Source organism: Xanthomonas pisi DSM 18956 (assembly GCF_001010415.1).
GTDB classification, from domain to species: Bacteria; Pseudomonadota; Gammaproteobacteria; order Xanthomonadales; family Xanthomonadaceae; genus Xanthomonas; species Xanthomonas pisi.
This window is the reverse complement of record NZ_JPLE01000016.1, coordinates 140,028-163,166: the sequence shown is the minus strand read 5'-3', so window position 1 is coordinate 163,166 and position 23,139 is coordinate 140,028. Positions and strand designations below refer to the sequence as shown.

The following is a 23,139-nucleotide window of genomic DNA, read 5'->3' as shown; positions in this document are numbered from 1 at the left end:
AGTTTCCCGTGAGCCAAGACCACACCGGGCAGGACGCGGCCACCGGCCCGCAGATCACCCTGTATTCCACCGCCATCTGCCCGTATTGCGTGGCGGCCAAGAACTTCCTCAAGAGCAAGGGCCAGACCTGGACCGAGGTGCGGATCGACCTCGACCCGGCCGAGCGCGACAAGATGGTCGCCCTGGCCCGGCGTACCAGCGTGCCGCAGATCTTCGTCGGCGATGTCCATGTGGGCGGCTACGACGACATGATGGCCATGCATCGCGCCGGCAAGCTCGAGCCACTGTTCGCCGCCGCAGGCGGTCAGGCATGAGTGGTTCCGATGACGGCAGCGCCGATCGCCTGCGCGAGTTCACGCAATTCCGCCAGCGCATGAACCAGCGCATCCTGGCCGAGCCCAATCAGGTCGTACGGCGCTTCTTCGCGCTGGACACCCAGACCTACCAGGCCGGTGCACTGGACGTGAAGACCAAGGAGCTGCTCGGCCTGGTCGCCTCGATGGTACTGCGCTGCGACGATTGCATCAGTTATCACGTGGCACAGTGCAAGGAAGCCGGCGTCACCCGTGAAGAGTTCTTCGAAACCTTCTCGGTCGGGCTGGTGGTCGGTGGCTCCATCGTGATCCCGCATCTGCGCCGCGCAGTGGATTTCCTCGATCAGCTCGAAGGCGGCGCCCAGGCACCGGAGCAGCACGCGCACGACTGACTGCCTGGCTTGGGGCGCGGGAGTGGGGATTGGCGATCAGCGATTCGTAAGGGCGCGCGTGCTGCGCCCGAGGTCACTGCCTGGCGGCAGCATCCAGCCAAGCATGCGCGGGTGGTCATCCCGACCTTGGATCGAGATGGCTCCAGCCCTGCGGCGCGCGACCCAGCCAACGCCCCCGCGCCCACTTAGACCATGGTCGGTTTGGGCGCGGTCACCGGCATCGGGCATAATTGCCGGTGAAACCTCCTTGCGCCGATCTGCCGCGTTGACGGCTGGCGCTCCCCCCTTCAAGTTCGGAAACCCAACGTTATGACGCAGACAATCACGGTCATCCGCGGCGACGGTATCGGCCCGGAGATCATGGATGCCACGCTGTTCGTGCTCGACGCGCTGCAGGCTGGCCTGACCTACGAGTACGCCGACGCTGGCCTGGTCGCGCTGGAAAAGCACGGCGATCTGCTGCCCGAGTCCACTCTGGCCTCGATCACTAAGAACAAGGTGGCGCTGAAAAGCCCGCTGACCACGCCGGTCGGCGAGGGCTTCAGCTCGATCAACGTGGCCATGCGTCGCAAGTTCGACCTGTACGCCAACGTGCGTCCGGCCAAGTCGTTCCCCAACACCAAGTCGCGTTTCGCCGATGGCGTTGACCTGATCACGGTGCGCGAAAACACCGAAGGCGCCTACCTGAGCGAAGGCCAGACCGTGTCCGAGGATGGCGAGACCGCGTTCTCCGGCGCCCGCGTCACCCGCAAGGGCTCCGAGCGCATCGTGCGCTACGCCTTCGACCTGGCGCGCGCCACCGGCCGCAAGAAGGTCACCGCGGTGCACAAGGCCAACATCATCAAGTCGACCTCGGGCCTGTTCCTGAAGGTGGCACGCGATGTGGCCACGCAGTACCCGGAAATCGAATTCCAGGAAATGATCGTCGACAACACCTGCATGCAGCTGGTGATGCGTCCGGAACAGTTCGACATCATCGTGACCACCAACCTGTTCGGCGACATCATCTCCGACCTGTGCGCCGGTCTGGTCGGCGGCCTGGGCCTGGCCCCGGGCGCCAACATCGGTGTCGATGCGGCGATCTTCGAGGCGGTGCACGGCTCGGCGCCGGACATCGCAGGGCAGGGCAAGGCCAACCCGTGCGCTCTGCTGCTGGGCGCCGCGCAGATGCTGGACCACATCGGTCAGCCGCAGAACGCCGAACGCCTGCGCGAAGCGATCGTCGCCACCCTGGAAGCCAAGGACTCGCTGACCCCCGACCTGGGCGGCACCGGCAACACCATGGGCTTTGCCAAGGCCATCGCCAGCCGCCTCTAAGCGACACGGCGACAGCACAACAAAAAGAAAGGGCGCCCAGGCGCCCTTTCTTCTGCTCGAAATCCGAATGATTGAGGGCGCCGCTTCTGCGATTCCCCAATCCCGATTCCCAATTCCCTTAATTGCGCGACTGCAGCTTCGACAGCAAGCGCAAAAACTCGATGTACAGCCACACCAGCGTCACCATCAGGCCGAACGCGCCGTACCACTCCATGTGCTTGGGCGCGCCGTGCTCGACGCCGCTTTCGATGAAGTCGAAGTCCAGCACCAGATTCAACGCCGCCACCACCACCACGAACAGGCTGAAGCCGATGCCGATCAGGCCCGAGTCGTGGATGAAGGGGATGCGCACGCCGAAAAAGCCCAGCACGATGGTCGCCAGATACACCAGTGCGATGCCACCGGTGGCCGCGACCACGCCGAGCTTGAAGTTCTCGGTGGCCTTGATCATGCCGCTGCGATACGCGAACAGCAGCGCAAACATCGTGCCGAAGGTCAGCAGCACCGCCTGGAACACGATGCCGTTGAAGCGGGCCTCGTACACCGCCGAGATCGACCCCAGGAAGAAGCCTTCCACCAGCGCGTACAGCGGTGCGGTGACCGGTGCCCAGGTCGGCTTGAAGCTGGTCGCCAATGCAAACACCAACCCGCCGATCGCGCCTGCGATCATGTACAGGCGAGCTACCGGCAATGGAATGCCGTCGGCGCCGATCGATTGCGACCAGGCGAAAGCGGCGGTGAGCACTGCCATCAGCAACAGCAGGCCGGTCTTGTTGACGGTGCCGTTGAGGGTCATCGCCTGACCGTCGCGGGTGACCACCGAGCCGGAGCCGAGGTCGAGGAACGTGGATTCCCGAAGGGCCGGGTTACCGCTACGCATACATGTTCTCCATGAAAGTGGTGCTCGCCTTGCAGGCGAGCGTTGCAGTGAGGATACCGGATCGCCCGATTTACACGGAAACGATTGACAGCGAGGCCAATCGTTCCCAAAATAGCCGACCTTTCCAGCCTTCGGGATGGAAGGGTCCCGCCGGGGTATAGCGCAGTCTGGTAGCGCGCCTGCTTTGGGAGCAGGATGTCGGGGGTTCGAATCCCTCTACCCCGACCATTCCGAGCTCTTGACGGCGTGGGAATGCGAAGTTCGGTCCGGGCGCCCGTAGCTCAACCGGATAGAGCACCGGCCTTCTAAGCCGGCGGTTACAGGTTCGAGTCCTGTCGGGCGCGCCATCGGCGGTACGGTAGGAAGCAGGTTTTCAGTGGTGGCTGTAGCTCAGCTGGTTAGAGTACTGGATTGTGATTCCAGATGTCGGGGGTTCGAGTCCCCTCAGCCACCCCACTGATAGCAGGAAAGTTTGACCCGATGCATCGCGGGGTGTTGCAACGAAGCAAAAAAGCGCATAAGATGCGCGACTCAGTTTCAGGGCCGTTAGCTCAGTTGGTAGAGCAGTTGACTCTTAATCAATAGGTCCAAGGTTCGAATCCTTGACGGCCCACCAGACAGGCAGCCACTCAGCGAAAGTTGAGTGGCTGTTTTTCTTTGCGTCGACATCTGGTCCAGGCGCGCTGCATTTGCTGCATCGGTGCGCAGCCATCGACGCAGCAAATGCAGCGCCTGGCGTCCACGTCGACACTTCGACGCGCGAATCGATCCGCTCGGCCTGGTCATTTGGGTGTGACCGGATGGCTGCCTGGCGGCGGCAGTGCGCTGCACACCGCCGGCAGTGTCCTCATCTCGCATCGCGACGATGCGCCGTGCGCGCGTCTTTAGCGTTGCGTGTCCAGCAACTGCTGGCGCACGGCAATCATGCAGCTCTCCTTGGTGAGCAGGTGCTCCAGGGCGCTGTTGTCGTCGCGGTTGCCGCTTCCCAGATCCAGTACCGTGACCTGCGTGCTGCCGTGCCGCTTGAAGCTGTCGATGGCGGTGGCGGCGTTCTTCAGTGGCACGGTGGCGTCATTGGAGGATCCGCACAGCAGCGTGCGCGTGCGCGGCGCCCAGTCCAGCAGATCGTTGCGCGCCAAGTCCTTGCGGAACGGGTTGTTTGGATTGCGCGGGACGTCCCTGTAAAAGCTGGGCTGGAAATAGCTGCCGATCTTGTCGATACCCGGCAGTGCGTCACCGATCGCAAGATCGGTCAGGTCGTGCGTGCCCGGAAAGTAGCCCTCGACCTTGCCCGCCCACGGGTCCTGGAAGACCTGCGACGGGGCGAGATAGATGTTGTGATAGGCATGCTGCATGCCGACCAGCGCGTACGTCGCCAGCACCAGGCCGAATGTGCTTTCGCCAACCGCATTGGTTCCGCTCCAGCTGTCCAGGAAGGTCTGGCTCAATGCATATGGCCCGGAGATCGGCGCGCTGGCAACCAGGTCGAACTCCTTGGCATCGTGCGCCTCGATCTCGCGCTGGGTCGCCATCGCCGCATGCCCGCCTTGCGAGTATCCCGACAGCATGACCTTGCCCGACAGGGGCGTGTTCAAACGCGCCAGAACCTGGCGCGCGGCGCGCATCGCATCGATGCTCGCACTGGCCTCGGTGGCCGCATGCAGATAAGGATGGAACGAATACTGCGACTTGCCCAAACCCAGGTAATCGGTGCTCACCACCACATAGCCCTTGCCTGCCAGTCGAGTGACCAGTGGGTCGTCGCCCTTCGCATCGCGGATGTCCTTGGCCTGTTCCGCGGTCCGTTTCGGTTGGGTGCCCTGGTTCCAGCTCAGCAACGGGTAGGGGCCTTTACAGCGTGTGCCACCCGGCACCAGCAGAACGCCCGATGCGGTGGTCGGCTCGCCCTGTACACCGACTGTGGCATAGGTGAATTCCGCCAAGCGGACATCGCATGTCGGCAAGTCGCCGGCCTTCTCGCCAGGCAGCAGTGCGCCAAGTGCCGAGCTGGTATAGCTGGTCAGGAAATTGCTGTTGAGCAGCGTGCCGCGCGCGGGCGATGCCATTGCGATAATCGGCAGAAAAGCCAGCGCCGTCCCAATGGCTGTGAACAGGCGTGACGCGTTGCGATTCCGTAGCTGGACCATGGTGTGGTGTCTCATCTGTGTTTACCCGACAAGTGCGGGTTGCGTGGGGTGAGCAGGAATTGGAAGCTTCACGCCTCAGGTAGTCCCTCGCCGCTGGTGCTGCAAGTCTTCCATTTGCTGGCGACGTGCAGCCAGGGGCGTATCGGCGAGCGGGCTTTCAGAAGGTGGCATGCGTATGCCGACAGTGCGATTGCCAGTGAAGAGCGCCAGATGGTGTGCTTGTGGGACAGGTCAGGATCTCTCAACAACGAAGCCCGCACTCCCGGCGCGAACGCACGCGGTGTGACGCGCTTTATCGCCTCACTGCGTTTCAGGTATCTGACACAGGGGATTTACGAAGACATGATGTTTGCAGCGAAGTGCATGCCGTCCAAGGTCCCCTGCAAGTAACTTCAAGTCGTCGCGCTGCAGGTCGCCGACGGTGCATGCCCAAGCGCAGGCGCGACGTATCCTGCTGGAATCACCTGCATGAGCATCACGCAAGAAACATCGAATGCTGAGTGGATGCTGATGCATCACTCGGTCAGCAGGGTGTCATAGGGCGGCGCCTCGGAGGGTCGAAACCGATCCTAGCCGCGATCAAGAGCGGCTAACAAAACGCAGCGAGCAGTCGTCAGGTGGGCGTGGGCGGCGCGGAGGAACCGCAGTGCACGCGTGGTATATGCCGCACCGAGCGCCGGCCGCGCCGCCTGGCGAGAGGCGCCGTCGTTTTGTTCGTTGCTCCAAGTCAAGGGCGTCGCCGATCACTGCAGGCAGGGGCGAAGGAACTGCACAATCGCAGCGCTGCACGCAATCGCCACAGCGACCAACCCGCATCGCTACCTGCACTGCGCGCACACGCAGCCGTGCACTTCTGCCGTGGCCGACCGAGTGTTAGGCCTGCTGCACGCGCGGAAACGCAAGCACGAAGCGCGCGCCGTTGCCCGGTGCCGATGTCACGTCGATAAAGCCGCCTGCCTGGCGCACCGCGCTATACACCTGCGCCAGGCCCAGGCCGGCTCCCTTGTCTGCGCTCTTGGTGGTGAAGTACGCCTCGAACAACCGCGACTGCACATGGCGATCCATGCCGTGCCCGTCGTCGACGACCGCGATGGTGGCGAAGTCGCCGGCGGGTTTGGTCAAGGTCGCGTCGGCGTTGGCAACGTGCGTTTGGCCGGTCTCCACATGGATGACGCCGCCGCTTGCGCAGGCGTCGCGCGCATTGATGACCAGGTTCAAGATCGCGCGTTCCAGCGTATGCCGGTCGACCATGGCGCAGCATCCGCCCGCAGCGGTGTTTACGTGCAGGCGCAGGTCTGCGCCGACGACCTGTTGCAGCAACGGGTTGAGCTGGTCGGCCAATGCTGCAAGATCAACGGCCTCGGGGCTGTACGGGTACTGGCGCGAAAACCCGACCAGCCGCTGTGCCATGACCGAACCATGTTGAAGCGCGGCATCGGCCACGCCGAGCAGTTTGCCGTCCTGTGCGTCGATCTTCCCGCGTTGGACCACCAGGTCGATCGCCGAAGTGGCGGCCTGCAGCACATTGTTCAGATCGTGCACGACGCCGGCCAGCAGTTGCCCGACCGCCTCGCCCTTTTGCGCCTGCTCGGAGATCTTTTCGGCAGCGCCTTGTGCGGCACGCGCAATGTCCAGATCGTCTTCGATGCGTTCGCGCAGATCGCGCAGGCTGTGCAACTCGGTCGACAGCGAGTCGGCGCGGGTGCGCGCCAGCAGCAACGCGCCCATGGAGAATTCGCGCTCGGCCTTCAAGGTGCGATCCAGCGTGTGGAACGCCGCTTCCAGCGCACGGCGGTCGGAGATGTTCTTGCTGACCGCCAGGATCGCCTCGACGTGGCCGGCCTCGTCGAACAACGGGCTGGTGACCACCTGCCAGGTCTGGCGCACGCCAACGAAGTTGACGCAGCTGGCCTCGAACTCATGGACCGAGCCCGCCAGCGATGCCGCCAGTGCCGCATCGACCAACGCGACGGCCTCGGCCGGCCAGAACTCCCGCCAGGGGCGAGAGAGCATCTGCTCCGGACCACTGGCGGCCAAGGCGGTCAGTCCGTTGGCATTGACCGCCGTGATCCGCCCGTCGAGGTCGATCTCTTTGATGCAGTCTCGCGACAGTGCCACGATCTGACGGTATCGGTCTCTCATTGCGACGGCATGCTCTCTGGGGCGTTGGTTTAACGGAATTTTCGCAAATATTGACGCAGTCATGCGCACGCAGCATTACCGGGTTTGGGCTGGGATCAGGCTGACAGCGTAAACCGTTCAGTCGAGTCCGGTTCGCGCTGGTCTCCAGACAGGGGGGGGGGGCGTGCCTGCCCGCTCCAGACCAGTCGCACCGCCGTGCCGGCCCGTTCGCAACGCTTTTTCTTTGCCGGCATCCCTGCAACAATGCGCGGGCACCTGCAGCATCGCGAAAGTGGCGGAATTGGTAGACGCACCAGATTTAGGTTCTGACGCCGCAAGGCGTGGGGGTTCGAGTCCCCCCTTTCGCACCAATGCAGTGCGGCCGTGAGTGCTCCGGCCGCTGCAGCTCCCGCAAACCGGCTTCACGCTGCAGGCGCCATTGCGCGCGTCCCGCTGGTAGCCGCCGCCGTTATCGGCGAAACTACAAGGCTCGGCGGCTTTCTCGCCATCCGTCAACCCGCATCTTCCATCTCGTGCCGACGCTTGTGCAGTCGGTGGCAGGAGTCAACATGCAAGCATCGATCGAATCCACCGGCAATCTGGAACGCCGCCTGACCTTCACCCTGCCGCAGGAGCGTCTGGAGACCCACGTCGGCGGTCGCCTGCGCGAGCTGGCGCGGACCACGCGCATCAAGGGCTTCCGTCCCGGCAAGGTGCCGACCAAGGTCATCGAGCAGCGCTTCGGTCAGCAGGTGCGTGCCGAGGCGATGGAAGGTCTGTTGCGCGAAACCTTCGATTCGGCCGTGCGCGAGCACTCGCTGCGTCTGGCCGGCAACCCGCGCATCGACCAGGGCGAAAGCGACTTCGACTTCGTCGCCACCTTCGAAGTGGTGCCGGACTTCGGCGATATCGATGTCGCCAAGCTGTCGGTGGTGCGTCACACCGCCGAAGTGACCGATGCCGACATCGACCAGATGATCGAAAACCTGCGCCTGCAGCGCCGTACCTGGAACCCGGTCGAGCGCGGCGCGCAGGTCGGAGACCTGGTGGCGCTGGAGACCTGGTCGCAGGCCGGCGACGAGCGTCTGCCCGCCGAAGGCGTGGAGACCGGCAGTAGCGTGCTGGGCTCGGGTGTGATGTTCGACCAGATCGAAAAAGGCCTGGAAGGCCTGACCAAGGGCGAAGACAAGACCCTGACCGTCGATTTCCCGGCCGAATGGCGCGTTCCGCAGCTGGCCGGCAAGACCGTGCAGGTGCACGTCAAGGCGGTTGAAGTGTCCGAGCCGGTGCTGCCGGTGGTGGACAAGGAGTTCATCAAGAGCTTCGGTGTCAAGAGTGGCGATGCCGAGCAGTTCCGCGCCGACATCCGCACCAACCTGGAGCGCGAGCTCAAGGGCGCGCTGATGAACCGTCTGCGTCGCGAAGTGGGCGAGCAGCTGATCGCCGCCTACGCGCACGTCGAAATGCCGCCGCGTCTGGTCGAGAACGAGGCCCGTTCCATGCTGGCCCAGCAGGTCGAGCAGGTGCGTCGCAGCGGCCGCGATCCGGGCCAGGTGCCGGACGATGCCTACCAGGGCTTCATGGATGCCGCCGCCAAGCGCGTGCTGGTCGGTCTGCTGGTCGGTGAAGTGGCCCGTCGCAACGAGCTGCGCCTGGAATCCAAGCGCGTCAGCGAAACGCTGCGTCTGATCGCCTCGACCTACGAAGAGCCGGAACAGGTCATTGAGATGTACCGCAACGACCCCCAACTGATGAATGGGCTGCAGAGCCGTGTGATGGAAGAGCAGGTGATCGACTGGATCGCCGAGCGCGCCCAGCACACCGAGCAGCCGCTGTCGTTCCAGGACGCCATTCGCGTCTGATGCGGTAGCAAGAGAAGGACTGCGCCCTGCAGGATCGAGGGCGCGGATGTCGAACACGGGCAGCGGCACAGGCCGCTGCCACAACGGGAAGACTGATGAGCATTGTGACCAAAGCCCTGAACCTGGTGCCCATGGTGGTCGAGCAGACCAGCCGTGGCGAGCGTGCGTACGACATCTACTCGCGTCTGCTGAAGGAGCGTCTGATCTTCCTGGTCGGTCCGATCGACGACCATATGGCCAACGTCATCGTGGCCCAGTTGCTGTTCCTGGAAGCAGACAACCCGGAAAAGGACATCAGCATCTACATCAACTCGCCCGGCGGCGTGGTCACGGCCGGCATGGCGATCTACGACACCATGCAGTACATCAAGCCTGACGTGAGCACGATCTGCGTCGGCCAGGCCGCCTCGATGGGCGCCCTGCTGCTGGCCTCGGGTGCGGCGGGCAAGCGGTACGCGCTGCCGAATTCGCGCGTGATGATCCATCAACCACTGGGCGGCTTCCAGGGCCAGGCGACCGATATCGACATCCACGCCCGCGAGATCCTGACCCTGCGTTCGCGCTTGAACGAGATCCTCGCCAAGCACACCGGCCAGTCGCTGGAGACCATCGCGCGCGACACCGAGCGCGACAACTTCAAGAGCGCGGTCGATGCACAGGCCTATGGCCTGGTGGATCAGGTGCTGGAACGTCGTCCGGAAGAGTCGATCCAGCCGTCTTGATCGCCAGATCGCTGAAATTGCAGGAAAAACCGGCAGGGTCGGGCTGGGCAAACGTCCTCCCGACCCTGTGCTATTCTCGAAATCGAACCCCCGTGCATCGGGTGGGGTAACTGGGTAACAGAAGCATGAGCGAAGACCGCCAAGGTCGTTCCGGCGACAGCAACAAGATTCTCTACTGCTCGTTCTGCGGTAAGAGTCAGCATGAAGTCCGCAAGCTGATTGCCGGTCCCAGCGTATTCATCTGCGATGAGTGCGTTGAGCTGTGCAACGACATCATTCGCGAAGAGCTCGAAGAGAAGGCGCAGTCGGCCCGTTCCAGCCTGCCCAAGCCGCGCGAGATCCTCGAAGTGCTGGATCAGTACGTGATCGGGCAGTTGCGTGCAAAGCGCACGCTTGCAGTGGCGGTGTACAACCACTACAAGCGGATCGAAAGCCGCAGCAAGAACGACGACGTCGAGCTCGCCAAATCCAACATCCTGCTGGTCGGTCCGACCGGTTCGGGCAAGACGCTGCTGGCCGAAACGCTGGCGCGCCTGCTCAATGTGCCGTTCACGATCGCCGATGCCACCACGCTGACCGAAGCCGGCTATGTCGGCGAGGACGTGGAAAATATCATCCAGAAGCTGCTGCAGAAGTGCGACTACGACGTCGAGAAGGCGCAGCAGGGCATCGTCTATATCGATGAAATCGACAAGATCTCGCGCAAGAGCGAGAACCCGTCGATCACCCGCGACGTGTCCGGCGAAGGCGTGCAGCAGGCGTTGCTGAAGCTGATCGAAGGTACGGTCGCCTCGGTGCCGCCGCAGGGCGGGCGCAAGCATCCGCAGCAGGAATTCCTGCAGGTGGACACCAAGAACATCCTGTTCATCTGCGGCGGCGCCTTCGCTGGTCTGGACAAGGTGATCCAGGCGCGTTCCAACGATGCCGGCGGCATCGGCTTCGGTGCCAAGGTCAAGAGCAGCGAGCGCAAGCAGGAAGTCGGCAAGATCCTGGCCGAGGTCGAGCCGGAAGATCTGATCAAGTTCGGCCTGATCCCCGAGTTCGTCGGCCGCCTGCCGGTGGTCGCAACGCTGGAAGAGCTGGACGAGCCGGCGCTGATCAAGATCCTGACCGAGCCCAAGAACGCCATCACCAAGCAGTTCAAGAAGCTGTTCGATATGGAAGGCGTGGAACTGGAGTTCCGCCCGGACGCTCTGTCCGCGATTGCCAAGAAGGCACTCAAGCGCAAGACCGGCGCGCGCGGTCTGCGCACCATCGTCGAATCGGTGCTGCTGGACACGATGTACGAGCTGCCCTCGCAGGAAAATGTCAGCAAGGTGGTGGTGGACGAGTCGGTCATCGAGCACAAATCCGAGCCGTATCTGATCTACCAGGCGCAACCGGCTCCGGCTAAGGCCGCGTCCGGCGACTGAGTCCTGTGAGCGTGAAGCCAGGCCCTGGCCCGGCTCGCGCTTAAAGGGGATCCAAGCGCTACTTGCAACACCTCGCCGATGGCCCCATAACGGGGCCATCGGCTTTTTTTACGCCTTAAATTCCCATTCCTGCGGAGCGCCCCATGGCCCAGTCCCAACCAGAAGTTCTCGATCTGCCGGTGTTGCCGCTGCGCGACGTGGTGGTGTTTCCGCACATGGTGATTCCGCTGTTCGTCGGCCGTGACAAGTCGATGCGCGCGCTGGAAAAGGCCATGGAGGCGGATAAGCGCATCCTGCTGGTTGCGCAGAAGTCGGCCGAGACCGACGACCCGGCCGCCAGCGATCTGTACACCGTCGGCACCCTGGCCCAGGTCCTGCAACTGCTCAAACTGCCCGACGGCACCATCAAGGTGCTGGTCGAGGGCTTGTCGCGGGTCACCGTCGACAAGGTCGTCGAGCTGGACGGCGCATTGCAGGGGCAGGGCATCGAAGTCGAGGCCAGCGATGGCCGCGAGCCGCGGGAAGTGGAAGCGATCGCGCGCTCGTTGATGTCCCTGTTCGAGCAGTACGTCAAGACCAATCGCAAGTTGCCGCCGGAGCTGTTGCAGACCCTGGCCGGCATCGACGAGCCTGGCCGCCTGGCCGACACCATCGCCGCGCATATCGGCGTGCGCCTGGCCGACAAGCAGCGCCTGCTGGAGATCACCGAGATCGGTGAGCGCCTGGAGCTGCTGGTTGGGCTGGTAGATGGCGAAATCGACGTGCAGCAGCTGGAAAAGCGCATCCGCGGCCGCGTGAAGTCGCAAATGGAAAAGAGCCAGCGCGAGTACTACCTCAACGAACAGATGAAGGCCATCCAGAAGGAGCTGGGCGATCTGGATGACGCGCCGGGCGAGCTGGAAGAGCTGGCGCGCAAGATCGCCGAGTCCGGCATGCCCAAGCCGGTCGAGACCAAGGCCAAGGCCGAACTCAACAAGCTCAAGCAGATGTCGCCGATGTCCGCCGAGGCAGCCGTGGTGCGCAATTATCTGGATTGGCTGCTGGGCGTGCCGTGGAAAAAGCGCACCAAGGTCCGCAAGGATCTGAAGGTTGCCGAGGACACGCTGGACGCCGATCACTATGGCTTGGACAAGGTCAAGGAGCGCATCCTTGAATACCTGGCGGTGCAGTCGCGCGTGAAGCAGATGAAGGGCCCGATCCTGTGCCTGGTCGGCCCGCCGGGCGTGGGCAAGACCTCGCTCGGGCAGTCGATCGCCAAGGCGACCAACCGCAAGTTCGTGCGCATGAGCCTGGGCGGCATCCGCGACGAGGCCGAGATCCGTGGCCATCGCCGGACCTATGTCGGCTCGATGCCGGGCCGCCTGGTGCAGAACCTCAACAAGGTCGGCAGCAAGAATCCGCTGTTCCTGCTGGACGAGATCGACAAGATGTCGATGGACTTCCGTGGCGACCCGTCGTCGGCGTTGCTGGAGGTGCTCGATCCGGAGCAGAACAACTCCTTCAACGACCATTATCTGGAAGTGGATCTGGACCTGTCGGAGGTGATGTTCGTCGCCACTTCCAACTCGCTCAACATTCCCGGTCCGTTGCTGGACCGCATGGAAGTGATCCGCATCCCCGGCTACACCGAGGATGAGAAGCTCAACATCGCCATGCGTTACCTGGTGCCCAAGCAGATCAAGGCCAACGGCCTGAAGCCGGAAGAGATCGAGATCGGCAGCGATGCGATCCAGGACATCGTGCGTTACTACACGCGCGAATCGGGCGTGCGTAATCTCGAGCGCGAAGTGGCCAAGATCTGCCGCAAGGTGGTCAAGGAAATCGCGCTTGCCGGTCCGCAACCGGCGGTGAAAAAGGTTGCCGCCAAGAAGGGCAAGCCAAAGGCGCTGGTCACGGTCAACGCGAAGAATCTCGACAAGTACCTGGGCGTGCGTCGCTTCGACTTCGGCCGCGCCGAAGAAGAAAACGAGATCGGCCTGGTCACCGGTCTGGCCTGGACCGAAGTCGGCGGCGAGCTGCTGCAGGTCGAATCCACGCTGGTGCCGGGCAAGGGCAATCTGATTCTCACCGGTCAGCTCGGCAACGTCATGAAGGAGTCTGCATCGGCGGCCTTGTCGGTGGTGCGTTCGCGCGCCGAGCGACTCGGCATCGATGTGGACTTCCTGCAGAAGCAGGACGTGCACGTGCATGTGCCCGATGGCGCGACGCCGAAGGACGGTCCCAGCGCAGGTATCGCGATGGTGACCTCGCTGGTGTCGGTGTTGACCCGGGTGCCGATCCGCGCCGATGTGGCGATGACCGGCGAGATCACCTTGCGCGGTCGCGTGTCGGCGATCGGTGGCTTGAAGGAGAAATTGCTGGCGGCACTACGTGGTGGCATCCGCACCGTGTTGATCCCGGACGAGAACCGCAAGGACCTGGCAGACATCCCGGCCAACGTCACGCGCGATCTGAAGATCGTGCCGGTCAAGTGGATCGATGAAGTGCTGGATCTCGCCCTGGAGCGTCCGCTGGCACCGAAGAAGGCAGGCAAGGAAAAAGCCCGCAAGACCGCTTCGCGCGTTGCCGTGCGCGGCAAGTCGCGCACTACCCCGGGTGCCCGCGTCAAGCACTAACGTGCGCTGTCTAAGACGTCCCGAAACAAGCCAAAACCCGCGTCGTTATTGGGTTTTGGCTTGCGTGCTGTTGGGGGCGCTGGTATAAATGCACGACTCGTGGGCGCGGCAAAATGTGATGCGTCACGCGATACCACTTGTGTCGGGTTCTTCGCTAACGGCAAGAGCGCCGATTGTCGATTCCGCGGCATCTGCCGCAAAGGGAGTTTCAAGAATGAATAAAACCGAATTGATCGATGGCGTTGCCGCTGCCGCTGACATCTCCAAGGCTGAAGCTGGCCGTGCTGTCGACGCGGTTGTGAGCGAAATCACCAAGGCGCTGAAGAAGGGCGACGCTGTCACCCTCGTTGGCTTCGGCACCTTCCAGGTCCGCGAGCGCGCTGAGCGTACCGGCCGCAATCCGAAGACCGGCGACAGCATCAAGATCGCTGCTTCGAAGAATCCTGCATTCAAGGCTGGCAAAGCCCTGAAGGATGCAGTAAACTAATCGACTCGCTAGGGTGCTTAGCTCAGCGGTAGAGCGTCTCCCTTACACGGAGAGGGTCGGGGGTTCGAAACCCTCAGCACCCACCACTAAGCACCAAGCAAAGTTTTAAGCGCGGAGCGGTAGTTCAGCTGGTTAGAATGCTGGCCTGTCACGCCGGAGGTCGCGGGTTCGAGTCCCGTCCGCTCCGCCAGTTACATCGAAGCCCCTGAGCAATTGGGGGCTTCGTTTTCTCCACGGCATTCGTGACGCGAATGCCGTGGGGTAGATGTCCAAGTTTAAAGCGGAGCGGTAGTTCAGCTGGTTAGAATGCTGGCCTGTCACGCCGGAGGTCGCGGGTTCGAGTCCCGTCCGCTCCGCCAGTTATACCCAAGCCCTCGGCCTTGTGCCGGGGGCTTTTTTATTGGCTGTTTGAGATTGTCTGGCGAGTGGATCGCGCATTGGCCTTGGGTGGCCGCAGCTCGGATCCGGCGCGGCGATAACCCGGTGCCATGACGATCGTATCGCGGCGCGCGTGCCGCCTTTGCCGTTACGCGGCCCCACCTTTGCTGCATCTTGGCCCGGGGCTGGCTGGCGTTGGGCTGGGTGCTTGGCGTCAGGCGGGTTACACTGCGCGGCTCGCCCACAGGCCGTGATTTGCCAATGCTGCAGAAACTTCGCGACAAGACGTCAGGCTGGATCGCTACCGCCATCCTGGGGTTGCTGATGATTCCGTTCCTGTTCGTCATCGACAACAGCTACCTGGGCGGCATTGGCGCCAATAATGTGGCCAAGGTGCAGGCGCCACCGACCTGGTGGAAATCGGCACCCACGTGGTGGCCGGTCTCGCTGCTATGGCAACACCATGAGATCAGCACGCAGGATTTCCGTGCGCGCTTCGAACAGGCGCGCATGCAGGAGCGCCAGCGCCAGGGTGAGAACTTCGACCCGCGCACCTTCGAATCCCGCGAAAACAAGCTGCAGGTGCTCGACCAGTTGGTGGACGAGCAAGTCGTGCGGCTTGGCGCCGAAGACGCCGGCATCGTGATCGGCGATGCGACGGTGCGCGATTACATCGCCAATATTCAGGCGTTCCAGGTCGATGGCAAGTTCAGTCCGGACCAGTACCGCGCCGCGTTGGCGCAGGGCACGCCACCGCGCTTGCCGGCGCAGTTCGATGCGCTGGTGCGCGACAGCTTGCAGCAGTCGGTGATCCCCCAGGCCGTTGCCGAATCGGGTTTTGCGACCAAGACCGAGTTCGAGCGCCTGCTCAAGTTGATGGGTGAAACGCGCGATGTGGAGTTGGCGATGTTGCCCGCTCCGGCTGCCGATACCGCACCGGTCAGCGATGCGCAGATCAAGCAGTGGTACGACACGCATGCACAGGATTTCCGCCAGCCGGAGACCGTGAGCATCGAGTACGTCGAGCTCAATGCCGCCACGATGCCGCCAGCGACTGCTGCCGACGAGGCGACGTTGCGCAAGCGTTACGAGGAAGAAAAGGCGCGTTTTGTCGAGCCGGACCAGCGTTTGGCGTCGCACATCCTGATCAGTGCAGGTGGCGATGCCGCTGCGCAGAAGGCGGCCGAAGCCAAGGCGGCCAAGCTCGCTGCGGAAGCCAAGCAGCCGGGCGCCGATTTCGCCGCGCTGGCCAAGGCCAATTCGCAGGATCCGGGCTCCAAGGATGCCGGTGGCGACCTGGGTTGGGTCGAGAAGGGCACCATGGTCAAGCCGTTCGAAGACGCGCTGTTTGCGATGAAGGCCGGCGACGTGGTCGGGCCGATCAAGACCGAGTTCGGCTATCACGTGATCCAGCTGCGCGAGGTCAAGGGCGGGCAGGGCAAGTCGTTCGAGCAGGTGCGCGACCAGCTTGCTGCCGAGCAGCTCAAGGCCGATGCCGACAAGGCGTACGCCGATATCAGCGGCAAGCTGGTGGATCAGGTCTACAAGAATCCGACTGCCCTGGAGCCGGCGGCCAAGCAGGTCGGTTTGCCGGTGCAGACCCTGGGCCCGTTCTCGCGTACCAACGCCAGCGGGATTGCGGCCAACCCGGCGGTGCTGCGTTCGGCGTTCTCCGAAACGTTGGTGCAGGACGGCACGGTGAGCGACCCGATCGCCATCGCCCCTAACCACAGCGTGATGCTGCGCGTGACCAATCACACGGCCGAGCAGGCATTGCCGTTGGACAAGGTGCGCGACAAGGTGATTGCCGCGGTGCATGCCGATCGTACCGAGAAAGCCGCCGGCGCCGCCGCCGATGCGCTGCTGGCACGTGTGCAGAAGGGTGAAACCCTGCAGGCGCTGGCGGCAAGCGAGAAGCTGCAGGTGCAGCCAATCCCGGGGCTGCCGCGCACGGCGCCGATTCCGACGCCGGCGGCAAATCGCGCGATCTTCAGTGCACCGCGTCCGACCGAGGGTAAGCCGTCGGTCGGCAAGGTGGAACTGGATGGCGGCCGCTTTGCGGTGTTCGTGATCAGCAAGGCGACGCCGGGCGACCTGAAGCAGATGCCGGCCGAGCAGCAGACGATGCTGCGCGAGCAGCTGAGCCAGATCGATGGCAACAATGCCGCGCAGGCCTACGTCAAGGAAATGCGCAAGCGCTACAAGATCCAGATCGAAGAAGCGCAGCTGTAACGGCTGGGTGTCGATCGAGACAAAGAAAGAGCCCGGGCGACCGGGCTTTTTTTTTGCGCTGATGGCGTTGGGTTTCGGGACGGCGCGCGCGTGTTGCGGCCGCTGATGCGAAGTGGGACGAAGTCACGCTCACGTGATTGGCGAGTGCGCGAGGACTGCGCGGTAGCTGCGGCCGATGACCAATCGCGTGGCGGCCGGGCGGGCGCAGCCAGTGCTCGGAATCGGAATGTCCTGCTCGTGCACGTGGATGGCGAGCGCGGCTGCGCGCACGCGGCTGAGGACGTGCTCGCTACGTCCAGTCGCTCCTGGCGGTGCGGCGACGCATGCTCTTGTCGTGGGCGTGCGGCTTGGATGTTGGCAGCGCGAATGCCTGACCAGCGCTGCGCCAACCGGTCTTGGAGCGCGCCGAGCCTCTTCCTCTGATTCGGACGGCTGAAATCCGTGCGGGAAGAGTGGAGGGCCGGTGACTGGCGCGCCGGTGCCGTACGTTGCCGCGTCGACCGATGCCCGGCAAGCTATCCAGACACGCGCGATGTCACTCGATGCAGACGCAGCAGTCCGTCAAGGCGCTTCGAGGCCTGGGGTCTTAGCGACAGCGAAAGGCGAGGCGCGCGGCAACCAGCCGCACTGGGCCGATCGAGCGGCCTGCTCAGGGTGTGTCGTTGAACGACAGCACCATGCCCGGCTTCAATACGGCACGCTTGTCCAGGCCATTGCTGGCGAGCAGGGTGGCGACGGTGATGCCGTAGCGACGGGCGATGGCCCACGCGGATTCGCCGTTGCGCACGGTATGGGTGCGGGCGGGCGAAGGGCGGGACGTCTTGGCCGTCGTGGTGCTGGCGACCGCTGTGGCGGGGCCGGTCGTATCAGCATCCATGCTTGCAGAGGTGGAGGCGACCACTGCACCGCCGGAGCCAGGCTGCGCTGCCGCAGCGGGCGCCAGTACGTGGACGCCTTTGGGTGCTGCACGTGCGCTCGCCACTGCAGGGTTCAGGCGCGCCAACAGCTGCGGCTCGATCGCGCGCTGCCCGGCCCAGGTATTGAGGCTGGTGCCGGCCGGCAGTGCGTGTTCGGTCAGTACCGGCACCTGGCGATCCAGCGAGGTCAGCAAGCTGCCCTGCTGCTGCGCATGATCGAGTACACAGGCCAGTGCATGCAGCTTTTCGACATAGTCGTACGTGACCTTGGACATGCCGGGCAGCTCCGACGGGCGCGCGTTCTGCGCGTTCATGCCGGCGCTGCGCATGGCCTGCAGGACGCGGTACTCGCCTGCGTTGTAGGCCATCAGTGCCAGTCGCCAGTCGCCACCGAACATGCCGTACAGGGTCTTGAGATAACGCACTGCGGCGGTGGTGGAATCCACGGCCGACAGCCGGCCGTCGTACTGCGCGCCGACCGGCACGTGGTGGTTGCGCGCGGTGGTGGCGATGAACTGCCACAGCCCTGCCGGGCCGCTGCCGTTGCGTGCGCCGGGGCGGTAGCCGCTCTCGACGAATGGAATCAGCGCAAACTCGGTCGGCATGTCCGCGGCACGCAGTTCGTCGACCACGTAACCAAACAACGGCAGAACGTCCTGACCGTCGTCGGCCAAGCGAGCCGGGGCCCGCGAGAAATGCTGTTCCCAGCGCGTATCGCTGTGTTCGCTGTCGCAGCCTGGATCGGCACGGCCTTCCAGGAACGACGAAAAGATCTCGCGGCCATTGCGCATGCCGGGCGCAGTGGCAGCGGTGTCGGCGGAGGTGAGGCGGCTTGCGTCGTTGGACGAGGCAGCTGCCGGCGCGATGGCCGCAAGCGCGGCCACCACTGCCAGAATCAAGCGCCTCATGCGCGAAATTCGTCTTTCCAGCGCCTAAGTTCGGCGAAAACGTCTACTTCTGAGGAAAGTGCGCCGGCTGCACGCGGTGCTACCGCGGCGCGGATTTCAGGACGGCTGGTACGTAAGAACGGATTGGTGGCCAGTTCACTCTTGAGCGAAATCGGCAGGGTAGGACGGGCTGCTTGACGCATGGCCTGGGCTTCCTGTTGACGGCGCTGCAAGGCAGCGTTGGTTGGATCGACGTGCAGCGCGAAGGCTGCGTTGGCCAGGGTGTATTCATGGCCGCAACACACAAGCGTTTCGCCGGGCAGAGATGCCAGGCGCTGCAACGCGTCGAACATCTGAGCAGCGGTACCTTCGAACATCCGCCCACAGCCTAGGCTGAACAGGGTATCACCACTGAACAGATGACGGTCTGTCACAAAGGCGATGTGGCTGCGGGTGTGACCGGGGACCTTGATCACCTCGAAGCTGGTCTCCAGCAGCTGCAAGCGCTCGCCTTGGGTAACGCGATGGGCATCTGCCGGGATGCGAGGGTCATCGGGACCGAACAGTTCGAGTGCCGGCCAGCGCTGCTGCAGCGCGGCTACGCCGCCGATGTGGTCGTCATGATGATGGGTGAGCAACACCGCGCTGGGGGCCCAGTCATCGCGCTCCGCGGCGGCGATGACCGGCTCGGCCTGGCCGGGGTCTACAACGACGGCGCGGCCATCTGTGGCGACCAGCGCCCAGATGTAGTTGTCGTCGAATGCGGGCAGGGCGGTCAGTCGCATAGAATTGGGACCATGCCTGCCGTCCCATTCTCCCGTCAAGCTGGCGTCTCATCCTGGTTTGATACGGAGGCGGGGCGAAGCCTGCTCCAATCCGAGCGTCGCCTGGCGCTGGAGTCCCTGCAACGGCGGCCATCCCAGCCCTGGTTGTGGGTGGCGCCGACCAAGGAATTGCCGCCGCGCGAGGTGCTCGATGGCCGCGGCCTGCGCCTGTTTCGTAGCGCCGGACGCTTCGCAGGCGATGCGCGCTGTGCGATGCCGTTTCCGTTGCCCACCGAAAGCCTGCAAGCCATTGTGGTGCAGCATGCGGTCGTTGGCGGTGCGGCGGAGTTTCTGGCCGAATGCGAGCGGCTGCTGATGCCGGGAGGCCGGCTGTGGCTGTTCACGCTCAACCCGCTGAGCCCGTACCGCTTTCATTGGGCGCGGCGCGGCCCGGTGGCATTGCGCCCGGATCGCTGGCGATCGCTGGCGCAGCAGGCCGGCCTGCAGTGCGTGGCAACGGAGCGCTTCCTCGGGCCCATCTGGCGGACCGGGCGCGGTTCGTCCGATCCTGGCCGCGCGCCATGGCGCGCGGTGTATTTACTCGAAGTGGAAAAACGGGCCTCCGCACCGATCGCGCCGACGCCGATCGCGCGGCCAACGCGCTGGCCGCAACCGGTGGCCACGATCTGACCTTAGTACGTGACAACTCTGGAAACTGATGAAATCAATTGAAGTGCATACCGATGGCTCCTGCCTCGGCAATCCGGGGCCGGGCGGTTGGGCGGCCCTGCTGCGTTACAACGGCCGCGAGAAGGAATTGGCCGGCGGTGAAGCGGTATCCACCAACAACCGGATGGAATTGATGGCCGCGATCATGGCGCTGGAGACACTGACCGAGCCGTGCCAGATCGTGCTGCATACCGACTCACAGTACGTGCGCCAGGGCATCACCGAGTGGATATCCGGTTGGGTGCGGCGTGGCTGGAAAACCGCCGGCGGCGATCCGGTCAAGAACCGCGAACTGTGGGAGCGGCTGCATGCGGCCACCCAGCGGCACAGCATCGATTGGCGCTGGGTGAAGGGTCACAATGGCGACCCGGACAACGAGCGCGTCGACGTGCTTGCCCGCAATCAGGCCATCGCCCAGCGCGGCGGCGCTGCAACTGCGTAAGAGGATTCATGCGTCAGATCATTCTCGATACAGAAACCACCGGCCTGGAATGGCGCAAGGGCAACCGCGTCGTCGAAATCGGTGCAGTGGAGCTGCTGGAGCGGCGCCCGAGCGGCAACAATTTTCATCGCTATCTGAAGCCCGATTGCGATTTCGAGCCGGGTGCGCAGGAAGTCACCGGATTGACCCTGGAATTCCTGGCCGACAAACCGTTGTTCGGCGATGTGGTGGAGGAGTTTCTCGCCTATATCGACGGCGCGGAATTGATCATCCACAACGCTGCGTTCGACCTGGGCTTTCTGGACAACGAGTTGTCGCTGCTGGGCAATGGTTACGGCCGCATCGTCGACCGCGCCACCGTGGTCGACACCTTGATGATGGCGCGCGAGCGTTACCCGGGGCAGCGCAATTCGCTCGATGCCTTGTGCAAGCGCCTGGGCGTGGACAACGGGCATCGCCAGCTGCATGGCGCCTTGCTCGATGCGCAGATCCTGGCCGATGTGTATATCGCGCTGACCTCGGGCCAGGAGGAGATCGGCTTTGCCAGCGCCGATGCCGGCCAGAACAGCAATGAGAACAACGGCATGATCGCGTTCGACCCCGCGTTGCTGTTGCCGCGCCCGCGCGTGATGGTGACTGCGTCGGAATCGCATGCGCACGAAGCGCGATTGGCGCAGCTGCGCAAGAAGGCCGGCCGCGCGCTGTGGGACGCGCCTGTCGAAGAGAGCGCTGTCGCCGGTTGAAGTGGCGCTGCACCCCTTGGCTGGCGGCGCATGCCGGCAACGGGTGCAGCGCATGGTCAGGACCTCGCGAGGTTCTGCCGCGCGTTCGAAGGCCGCCCTCGACGCTGTCCTGCCGTGGCTCAGTAGCTACGCACCAGGATCGCGGTGATGTTGTCCGAACCGCCGCCATCCAGCGCTGCGGCGACCAGGCATTCGACGCACTCCTGCGCGCTGCAGTCGGCTTGCGACAGGGTTGCCGCAATCGCTGCATCGTCCACTTCTTCGGTCAGCCCATCGCTGCAGAGCAATAGTTGCATGCCGGATTTGAGCTCGCCCTGCATGGTGGCAACGTTGAGATGGACCGGATCGGTGACGCCCAGTGCCTGGGTCACCACGTTGCGATGCGGATGCGCACGCGCCTGCTCGCTGGTGAGCGTGCCTTGGGCGATGAGTTCCTGCACGTAACTATGGTCCTGACTCAGCTGTGCCAGGCGCCCGTCGCGCCACAGGTATGCACGGCTGTCGCCGACCCAGGCCACCTCGAAACGCTGGCCCAACACGCGTGCGGCGACCACGGTGGTGCCCATCGGCAAGGTGTCGTTGCAGCGGCGCGAGGTCTTGATGATCTCTTCGTCGGCGATACGCACGGCCTGCGCGAGCGGGGTGCCGGCGCGGACTTCGCGCACGATGGTTTCGCGTGCAAGTGCGCTGGCCACCTCGCCGCAGGCATGTCCGCCCATGCCATCGGCCACCAGCCACAGCCCCAATTCGCTGTCGCCGTAATAGGTGTCCTCGTTGAGGTCACGGCGCAGGCCGACGTGGGTGAGGTGTCCGAATTCGAGCATGGGGCCGGGTCGCCAGGGAGAAGATGCGTGCCCATCATCGCGGCCCGGCCGGCCAGCGGCAACAGAGCGCTCGCGCCGGGCGCAGTACCGGTTCACGCCGCGCCGACAGCCGGGCGGTGGAGCGCTGGCCCGGGCCGCTTGTGGCCTGGCGCGTGTGCCCGTATGATGCACGGCCCCAGGACACTGGGGACCATCTGGAGAGGTGGCAGAGCGGTTGAATGTACCTGACTCGAAATCAGGCAGGCGTTTATAGCGCCTCGGGGGTTCGAATCCCCCCCTCTCCGCCAGATTGAGGCGAGCAGTTGCGCCAGTGACGCGTGAGTTTTGCCGGCGTCATTGGGGGGCGAGAAGCCCCGGGTTCGACAGACAGCAGCGCTGTCTGCACGGCGAAGGCACGAAGTGCCGGGTGAATCCCCTTCTGACGCCAGATTCGCATCAGCCCCCGCAAGGGGGCTTTTGTTTATGTGTCGCAGCCGGCCGTGGCTGCGATGACTACAATCCGCTCGACCCCTGTTGGAGGCCTGTCATGTCCGAGATCCTGGTGCCCGTGTCCTTTGGTGAGCTGCTCGACAAGATCGCGATCCTGCAGATCAAGTCCGAGCGCATGCGCGATGCGGCCAAGCTGGCCAATGTCCGCAATGAGTTGTCCGCGCTGGAAGCCAGCTGGATGGCGCATCCGGCTGCCGGTCACGACATCGTGCGGTTGCGCGCCGAGCTCAAGGCCGTCAACGAGCGGTTGTGGGTGATCGAAGACGACATCCGGCTCAAGGAGCAGGCGCAGAGCTTCGACGACGGCTTTGTGCAGCTGGCACGCAGCGTCTACATCGAAAACGACGAGCGCGCGCGGATCAAGAAGGAAATCAACCTGGCGCTGGGTTCTTCGTACGTGGAAGAGAAGTCCTACCAGGACTATCGCGCGACCGGCGCCTGAGCGGAGTGAGGGGCCGACTGCGC

The 23,139-nt window shown here is 64.0% G+C and carries 19 protein-coding genes, 9 tRNA genes and 1 other RNA gene; 22 read left to right on the top strand and 7 right to left on the bottom strand.

Annotated features, from left to right (window positions below):
- Positions 1-8: 8 nt before the first annotated feature.
- The 3 genes from grxC (at position 9) to Y887_RS04580 (ending at position 2,023) form a co-directional block, all read left to right on the top strand.
- On the top strand, positions 9-314 hold the full coding sequence (gene grxC / locus Y887_RS04590; RefSeq protein WP_039423641.1) for a glutaredoxin 3: 306 nt from the start codon (positions 9-11) through the stop codon (positions 312-314).
- Positions 311-706 carry a carboxymuconolactone decarboxylase family protein gene (locus Y887_RS04585; RefSeq protein WP_046963206.1) on the top strand — a complete coding sequence of 132 codons (396 nt, stop codon included), beginning with the start codon at positions 311-313 and terminating at the stop codon, positions 704-706. Before grxC ends, Y887_RS04585 begins: the two co-directional genes overlap by 4 nt.
- A gap of 309 nt (positions 707-1,015) precedes the next feature.
- Positions 1,016-2,023, top strand: coding sequence for an isocitrate dehydrogenase (locus Y887_RS04580; protein WP_005998180.1), 1,008 nt, complete (start codon positions 1,016-1,018; stop codon positions 2,021-2,023).
- Positions 2,024-2,141: 118 nt separating this feature from the next.
- Here the strand turns inward: Y887_RS04580 and Y887_RS04575 are convergent, their stop codons facing one another.
- Positions 2,142-2,903, bottom strand: a complete 762-nt coding sequence (locus Y887_RS04575) for a Bax inhibitor-1/YccA family protein (RefSeq protein ID WP_046963205.1) — start codon at positions 2,901-2,903, stop codon at positions 2,142-2,144.
- Positions 2,904-3,054: 151 nt separating this feature from the next.
- Between Y887_RS04575 and Y887_RS04570 the strand changes: the two genes are divergently transcribed.
- The 4 genes from Y887_RS04570 (at position 3,055) to Y887_RS04555 (ending at position 3,519) form a co-directional block, all read left to right on the top strand.
- A tRNA-Pro gene (locus tag Y887_RS04570) sits at positions 3,055-3,131 on the top strand.
- Between the two features lie 42 nt (positions 3,132-3,173).
- Positions 3,174-3,250: transfer RNA gene (locus Y887_RS04565), tRNA-Arg, on the top strand.
- 32 nt (positions 3,251-3,282) lie between these two features.
- Positions 3,283-3,359 (top strand) — tRNA-His (locus Y887_RS04560).
- Positions 3,360-3,443: 84 nt separating this feature from the next.
- A tRNA-Lys gene (locus tag Y887_RS04555) sits at positions 3,444-3,519 on the top strand.
- A gap of 268 nt (positions 3,520-3,787) precedes the next feature.
- On the opposite strand, the gene Y887_RS04550 is transcribed toward Y887_RS04555, so the two are convergent.
- The 3 genes from Y887_RS04550 to Y887_RS04540 all read right to left on the bottom strand — a co-directional run bounded on the left by Y887_RS04550 (position 3,788) and on the right by Y887_RS04540 (position 7,192).
- A complete protein-coding gene (locus Y887_RS04550; RefSeq protein ID WP_046963204.1) occupies positions 3,788-5,050 on the bottom strand; it encodes an alpha/beta hydrolase family protein in 1,263 nt (420 codons plus the stop codon).
- Positions 5,051-5,637: 587 nt separating this feature from the next.
- A non-coding RNA gene (locus tag Y887_RS18620) (sX9 sRNA) lies at positions 5,638-5,713 on the bottom strand.
- Between the two features lie 210 nt (positions 5,714-5,923).
- Positions 5,924-7,192, bottom strand: a complete 1,269-nt coding sequence (locus Y887_RS04540; protein ID WP_046963202.1) for a two-component system sensor histidine kinase NtrB — start codon at positions 7,190-7,192, stop codon at positions 5,924-5,926.
- 265 nt (positions 7,193-7,457) lie between these two features.
- Between Y887_RS04540 and Y887_RS04535 the strand changes: the two genes are divergently transcribed.
- The 10 genes from Y887_RS04535 to Y887_RS04490 all read left to right on the top strand — a co-directional run bounded on the left by Y887_RS04535 (position 7,458) and on the right by Y887_RS04490 (position 16,879).
- Positions 7,458-7,542 (top strand) — tRNA-Leu (locus Y887_RS04535).
- Positions 7,543-7,740: 198 nt separating this feature from the next.
- Positions 7,741-9,033 carry a trigger factor gene (gene tig, locus Y887_RS04530; RefSeq protein WP_046963238.1) on the top strand — a complete coding sequence of 431 codons (1,293 nt, stop codon included), beginning with the start codon at positions 7,741-7,743 and terminating at the stop codon, positions 9,031-9,033.
- 95 nt (positions 9,034-9,128) lie between these two features.
- Positions 9,129-9,755, top strand: coding sequence for an ATP-dependent Clp endopeptidase proteolytic subunit ClpP (clpP, locus tag Y887_RS04525; RefSeq protein ID WP_002806026.1), 627 nt, complete (start codon positions 9,129-9,131; stop codon positions 9,753-9,755).
- A 125-nt stretch (positions 9,756-9,880) separates the two neighbouring features.
- On the top strand, positions 9,881-11,167 hold the full coding sequence (clpX, locus tag Y887_RS04520) for an ATP-dependent Clp protease ATP-binding subunit ClpX (RefSeq protein WP_046963201.1): 1,287 nt from the start codon (positions 9,881-9,883) through the stop codon (positions 11,165-11,167).
- Positions 11,168-11,310: 143 nt separating this feature from the next.
- Positions 11,311-13,782, top strand: a complete 2,472-nt coding sequence (gene lon, locus Y887_RS04515; RefSeq protein ID WP_046963200.1) for an endopeptidase La — start codon at positions 11,311-11,313, stop codon at positions 13,780-13,782.
- Positions 13,783-13,996: 214 nt separating this feature from the next.
- Positions 13,997-14,269, top strand: a complete 273-nt coding sequence (gene hbs, locus Y887_RS04510; RefSeq protein ID WP_002806049.1) for a non-specific DNA-binding protein Hbs — start codon at positions 13,997-13,999, stop codon at positions 14,267-14,269.
- Between the two features lie 11 nt (positions 14,270-14,280).
- Positions 14,281-14,355, top strand: a tRNA-Val gene (locus Y887_RS04505).
- 27 nt (positions 14,356-14,382) lie between these two features.
- Positions 14,383-14,459 (top strand) — tRNA-Asp (locus tag Y887_RS04500).
- A gap of 92 nt (positions 14,460-14,551) precedes the next feature.
- Positions 14,552-14,628: transfer RNA gene (locus Y887_RS04495), tRNA-Asp, on the top strand.
- Between the two features lie 280 nt (positions 14,629-14,908).
- On the top strand, positions 14,909-16,879 hold the full coding sequence (locus tag Y887_RS04490) for a peptidyl-prolyl cis-trans isomerase (protein ID WP_046963199.1): 1,971 nt from the start codon (positions 14,909-14,911) through the stop codon (positions 16,877-16,879).
- 649 nt (positions 16,880-17,528) lie between these two features.
- Here Y887_RS04490 and Y887_RS04485 read toward each other — a convergent pair.
- On the bottom strand, positions 17,529-18,704 hold the full coding sequence (locus tag Y887_RS04485; protein ID WP_046963198.1) for a lytic transglycosylase domain-containing protein: 1,176 nt from the start codon (positions 18,702-18,704) through the stop codon (positions 17,529-17,531).
- A complete protein-coding gene (gene gloB / locus Y887_RS04480; RefSeq protein ID WP_046963197.1) occupies positions 18,701-19,468 on the bottom strand; it encodes a hydroxyacylglutathione hydrolase in 768 nt (255 codons plus the stop codon). The genes Y887_RS04485 and gloB overlap by 4 nt, the downstream gene beginning before the upstream one ends.
- A 12-nt stretch (positions 19,469-19,480) precedes the next feature.
- Here gloB and Y887_RS04475 point away from each other — a divergent pair, with 12 nt between their 5' ends.
- From Y887_RS04475 to dnaQ, 3 genes are read left to right on the top strand one after another with little or no spacing between them, the layout of a single operon-like run.
- Positions 19,481-20,137, top strand: coding sequence for a hypothetical protein (locus Y887_RS04475; protein WP_046963196.1), 657 nt, complete (start codon positions 19,481-19,483; stop codon positions 20,135-20,137).
- A gap of 28 nt (positions 20,138-20,165) precedes the next feature.
- Positions 20,166-20,618 carry a ribonuclease HI gene (gene rnhA, locus Y887_RS04470; protein WP_046963195.1) on the top strand — a complete coding sequence of 151 codons (453 nt, stop codon included), beginning with the start codon at positions 20,166-20,168 and terminating at the stop codon, positions 20,616-20,618.
- Positions 20,619-20,626: 8 nt separating this feature from the next.
- Complete coding sequence (gene dnaQ, locus Y887_RS04465; RefSeq protein WP_046963194.1) at positions 20,627-21,361, top strand: DNA polymerase III subunit epsilon; 735 nt, start codon at positions 20,627-20,629, stop codon at positions 21,359-21,361.
- A 119-nt stretch (positions 21,362-21,480) separates the two neighbouring features.
- Here dnaQ and Y887_RS04460 read toward each other — a convergent pair whose 3' ends face one another.
- Positions 21,481-22,185, bottom strand: coding sequence for a PP2C family protein-serine/threonine phosphatase (locus Y887_RS04460; RefSeq protein WP_024938430.1), 705 nt, complete (start codon positions 22,183-22,185; stop codon positions 21,481-21,483).
- Between the two features lie 196 nt (positions 22,186-22,381).
- Here Y887_RS04460 and Y887_RS04455 point away from each other — a divergent pair.
- Positions 22,382-22,472: transfer RNA gene (locus tag Y887_RS04455), tRNA-Ser, on the top strand.
- 239 nt (positions 22,473-22,711) lie between these two features.
- On the top strand, positions 22,712-23,116 hold the full coding sequence (locus Y887_RS04450) for a DUF6165 family protein (RefSeq protein WP_046963193.1): 405 nt from the start codon (positions 22,712-22,714) through the stop codon (positions 23,114-23,116).
- The last annotated feature ends 23 nt before the right edge of the window (positions 23,117-23,139 follow it).